This is a genomic window from Vibrio sp. 1F279 (assembly GCF_041439815.1).
GTDB lineage: Bacteria > Pseudomonadota > Gammaproteobacteria > Enterobacterales > Vibrionaceae > Vibrio > Vibrio tasmaniensis_A.
In genome coordinates this window covers 1-1,177 of record NZ_JBGOOU010000120.1, presented here as the reverse complement: position 1 = coordinate 1,177, position 1,177 = coordinate 1, and the positions used below count along the sequence as shown (strand labels likewise).

Here is a 1,177-nt window from a genome sequence, read left to right as displayed (position 1 = left end):
TGTCTAAAGAAAAATTTGAACGTACGAAACCGCACGTAAACGTTGGTACTATCGGCCACGTTGACCACGGTAAAACAACTCTAACTGCTGCTATCTGTACTACACTTGCAAAAGTGTACGGCGGTGTTGCTAAAGATTTCGCATCTATCGATAACGCTCCAGAAGAGCGCGAGCGCGGTATCACAATCGCAACTTCTCACGTTGAGTACGATACTCCTGAACGTCACTACGCACACGTAGACTGTCCTGGACACGCCGATTATGTTAAAAACATGATCACTGGTGCTGCTCAAATGGACGGCGGTATCCTAGTTGTTGCTGCTACAGATGGCCCTATGCCACAAACTCGTGAGCACATCCTACTTGGTCGTCAAGTTGGTATCCCTTACATCATCGTATTCATGAACAAATGTGACATGGTTGATGACGAAGAGCTACTTGAGCTAGTAGAAATGGAAGTTCGTGAACTTCTTTCTGAGTACGAGTACCCAGGAGACGACCTACCAGTAATTCAAGGTTCTGCACTTGGCGCTCTAAACGGCGAAAAGCAGTGGGAAGACAAGATCGTTGAGCTTGCAGAAGCACTAGATTCTTACATTCCACTTCCAGAGCGTGCTGTTGATCTACCGTTCCTACTTCCTATTGAAGATGTATTCTCAATCCAAGGTCGTGGTACTGTAGTTACTGGTCGTATCGAGCGCGGTATCCTACGTGTAGGTGACGAAGTAGAAATCGTTGGTATCAAAGAGACTACTCTTACTACTTGTACTGGTGTTGAAATGTTCCGTAAACTGCTTGACGAAGGTCGTGCAGGTGAGAACGTTGGTGCACTTCTACGTGGTACTAAGCGTGATGACGTTGAACGTGGCCAAGTACTTTCTGCTAAAGGTTCAATCAACCCACACACTAAGTTTGAGTCTGAAGTATACGTACTTTCTAAAGACGAAGGCGGCCGTCACACTCCTTTCTTCAAGGGTTACCGTCCACAGTTCTACTTCCGTACAACTGACGTAACAGGCGACATCACTCTACCAGAAGGCGTAGAAATGGTAATGCCAGGTGACAACGTTCAAATGACTGTTGAGCTAATCGCTCCAATCGCAATGGACGAAGGTCTACGTTTCGCAATCCGCGAAGGTGGCCGTACAGTTGGTGCTGGTGTTGTAGCTAAAATCTT

General features: G+C 46.6%; 1 protein-coding gene. It reads left to right on the top strand.

Annotated features, from left to right (window positions below; all coding sequences use genetic code 11):
- Positions 1 to 1,177: elongation factor Tu (gene tuf, locus ACED60_RS25685; RefSeq protein WP_017079846.1), on the top strand; the 1,177-nt coding region annotated here is incomplete at both ends.